Annotated in this window: 5 protein-coding genes; all 5 read left to right on the top strand. The window is 68.1% G+C overall.

Annotation, left to right across the window (positions count from 1 at the left end; genetic code table 11):
* The coding region (locus tag ABT130_RS37720; protein ID WP_350963877.1) for a PfkB family carbohydrate kinase at positions 1-417 on the top strand (417 nt) is incomplete at its 5' end.
* A gap of 67 nt (positions 418-484) precedes the next feature.
* Positions 485-1,591, top strand: a complete 1,107-nt coding sequence (gene mtlA, locus ABT130_RS37715) for a mannitol-specific PTS transporter subunit IIC (protein WP_350963875.1) — start codon at positions 485-487, stop codon at positions 1,589-1,591.
* Between the two features lie 3 nt (positions 1,592-1,594).
* Complete coding sequence (locus ABT130_RS37710) at positions 1,595-1,903, top strand: PTS lactose transporter subunit IIB (RefSeq protein ID WP_350963872.1); 309 nt, start codon at positions 1,595-1,597, stop codon at positions 1,901-1,903.
* Positions 1,896-2,354 (top strand): PTS mannitol transporter subunit IIA, encoded by a 459-nt coding sequence (locus ABT130_RS37705; RefSeq protein ID WP_350963869.1) that lies wholly within the window; start codon positions 1,896-1,898, stop codon positions 2,352-2,354. The genes ABT130_RS37710 and ABT130_RS37705 overlap by 8 nt, the downstream gene beginning before the upstream one ends.
* The coding region (locus tag ABT130_RS37700; protein WP_350963866.1) for an alcohol dehydrogenase catalytic domain-containing protein at positions 2,351-3,138 on the top strand (788 nt) is incomplete at its 3' end. The genes ABT130_RS37705 and ABT130_RS37700, both read left to right, overlap by 4 nt.

Genomic DNA, 3,138 nt, shown 5'->3' with positions numbered 1-3,138 from the left:
CAGGGGCCGGCCCTGGTCAAGCCCAACCGGGAAGAGCTGAGCGAGGCCACGGGGATGGTCATCTCATCCCTGGGCGACGCGATCAAGGCCGCTGAGAGTCTGCGGGCTCGTGGCGCGGGCACGGTCTTGGCCAGTCTGGGCGTCGATGGCGCGGTTTTGCTGCAGGACGAGCAGGTCTGGTACGGCCGCTGCGCGCTGGCCGAGCCGCGCAGTTCGGTCGGTGCCGGTGATGCGATGCTGGCCGGGTTCCTGGCCGGCGGCGCTCGCGGGCAGGAGGCGTTGGTCGAGGCGCTGGCCTGGGCGACCGCCGCGGTCGGGCTACCGGGTAGCCGGATGCCCTCCCCTGATGACATTCGGCGTGATGACGTGCGTGTCATCGCGGCCGATCCCACCCTGCCGCTGCGGTCCGGGGGCTGACAGCGGCGCGGATCCACCCCCCCTGGCCGGCTGATGTTGCCGGCCACCCCGGAAGGAGCAACACCACGTGAGCACTGATTACACCCCCACCGTCACGGGAACCGGGGTCAGAGCCAAGATTCAGCGTTTCGGCGGCTATCTCGCCGGGATGATCATGCCGAATATCGGGGCGTTCATCGCCTGGGGTCTGATCACCGCGCTGTTCATTCCCACCGGCTGGCTGCCGAACGAGAGTCTGGCGGCCCTGGTCGGGCCGATGATCACGACGCTGCTGCCGGTCTTGATCGGCTATACCGGCGGGCGGATGGTCCATGGTCAGCGCGGCGCGGTGGTCGGCGCGGTGGCCACCATGGGCGTCGTGGTCGGCGCGGAGAACCCGATGTTCCTCGGCGCGATGATCATGGGTCCGCTGGCGGCGTTCCTGCTGAAGCTGATCGACGGCTTCACCTCCGAGCGCACCAAGGCCGGCTTTGAGATGCTGGTGGACAACTTCACCGCCGGTATCGCCGGTGGCGCGATGGCGCTGCTGGGCGTGTGGGGTGTGGGCCCCATCGTCTCGGCGGTCACCACCGCGGCCGGTAACGCGGTCGGCTGGCTGGTGGAGTCCAACCTTTTGCCGCTGGCCTCGATCCTGATCGAGCCGGCCAAGGTGTTGTTCCTCAACAACGCCATCAACCACGGGGTGCTGACCCCGCTGGGCGCCAACGAGGTGACCCAGTTCGGCAAGTCGATCCTGTTCATGCTGGAGTCCAACCCCGGCCCCGGGCTCGGCCTGCTGCTGGCCTACCTGTTTTTTGGCCCGCGGGCACTGCGTCCCAGCGCCCCGGCGGCGATCATCATTCACTTCCTCGGCGGTATCCACGAGATCTACTTCCCGTATGTGCTGATGAAGCCCCGGCTGATCCTGGCGGTCATCGCCGGTGGCGCCACCGGGATCTTGGTGTTCATCATGACCGGTGCCGGGCTGGTCTCGGCGGCCTCGCCGGGCAGTATCTTCGCCTATCTGGCGGTGACGCCCAAGGGCGGCTGGTTCGGGGTGCTGGCCGGGATCTTCGCCGCGACCGCGGTGTCCTTCGCGGTGGCCTCGGTGCTGCTGGGCTTCGGCCGGGGCAAGGACGAGGGCGACGAGGCCGCCGTGGAATCCGAAGCCGCACCCGTCGTCAAGGAGGCCTGAGCGGTGCCGAGTATCGACAGCAAGGACATCCACAAGATCATCGTGGCCTGTGACGCGGGGATGGGCAGCAGCGTGATGCTGGCCACCCAGCTGCGCAAGCAGCTCAAAAGCCATAACGTCCAGGTCGAGCACACCCCGGTCAACTCCATCCCGGCCGACGCCGACGTGATCGTCTGCCACGCCGGCCTGGCCGGCCGGGCCAAAGCCGGCGCCCCGGACAAGGTCTTGATCTCCTTTCAGGTCTTCATCGGAGACCCCGCGGTGGCCAAACTGATCAACACGATCAAGAACGGCGGCACCGTCGATGCCTGAGACGGCGCCGCTGCCACTGGACCCGCGCGCGATCCGGCTGACGGCCTCGGCCACCGACCGAGACGACGCGATACGCCAGTGCGGGCAGGTGCTGCTCGCCGTCGGCGCGGTGGGCAGCGCCTATATCGGCGCGATGCTGGAGCGTGAGCGCTCGATCTCCACCTATGTCGGTGAGGGGGTGGCCATCCCGCACGGCACCTTGGCCGCCAAAGACGCCGTTCATCATGACGCGATCTGTGTGCTGCGTTTTCCCGACGGCGTCGACTGGGACGGCGAGCACGTCACGATGTGCATCGGTATCGCCGCCAAGGGTGATGGTCATGTGCGGCTGCTGGCCGAACTCGCCCAGATCCTGATGGATCCCGAGCAGGCCCGGGCCCTTCGCGAGGCGACGCAGGTCGCCGAGGTGGTCCGGTTGCTGCAACCCAACGAAGAGGACGAAGCACAGTGAAGGTCGCTCGTTTCCACGCTCCCGGTGACATCCGCGTCGAGGAGGCGCCCGAGCCCGTCACCGGGGCCGGTGAGATCAAGATACGCGTGCGCAACTGCTCGACGTGCGGCACGGATGTGAAGATCTCCAAGCACGGTCACCATCACATCAGGCCGCCCAGGGTCATGGGTCACGAGATCGCCGGACAGATCGTCGAGATCGGCCAGGGCGTGAGCGGCTGGGCGGCGGGCGATCGGGTGCAGGTGATCGCCGCGATCCCGTGCGGGGCCTGCTCAGAGTGCGGCCGGGGCCGGATGACGGTGTGCCCGAACCAGGAGTCGATGGGCTATCACTACGACGGTGGTTTCGCCGAGTACATGATCGTCCCGGCCAAGGTTCTCGCGGTCGACGGCCTCAACCGTATCCCCGAGGGGGTCGGTTTCGCCGAGGCCTCGGTGGCCGAGCCGCTGGCGTGTGTGCTCAACGGCCAGGAGCTGGCCCGCGTCGGCGAGGGCGACGACGTGGTGATTATGGGGTCGGGTCCGATCGGCTGCCTGCACGTGCGGCTGGCCCGCTCACGCGGCGCGGCCCGGGTGTTCCTGGTCGATATCAACGCCGAGCGGTTGGAGATGGCGGCCGATCTGGTTCACCCCGACGCGGTGGTGCACGGCCAGGACGTGGTCGAGCAGGTGCTCAAGCTGACCGAGGGCAGGGGTGCTGATGTCGTCATCACCGCGGCTGCCTCCGGGGCGGCTCAGGAGCAGGCGTTGCAGATGGCGGCTCGTCAGGGGCGGATCAGTTTCTT

Source organism: Streptosporangium sp. NPDC001681 (assembly GCF_040298085.1).
GTDB lineage: Bacteria > Actinomycetota > Actinomycetes > Streptosporangiales > Streptosporangiaceae > Streptosporangium.
This window is presented reverse-complemented; position numbering and strand designations above follow the sequence as displayed.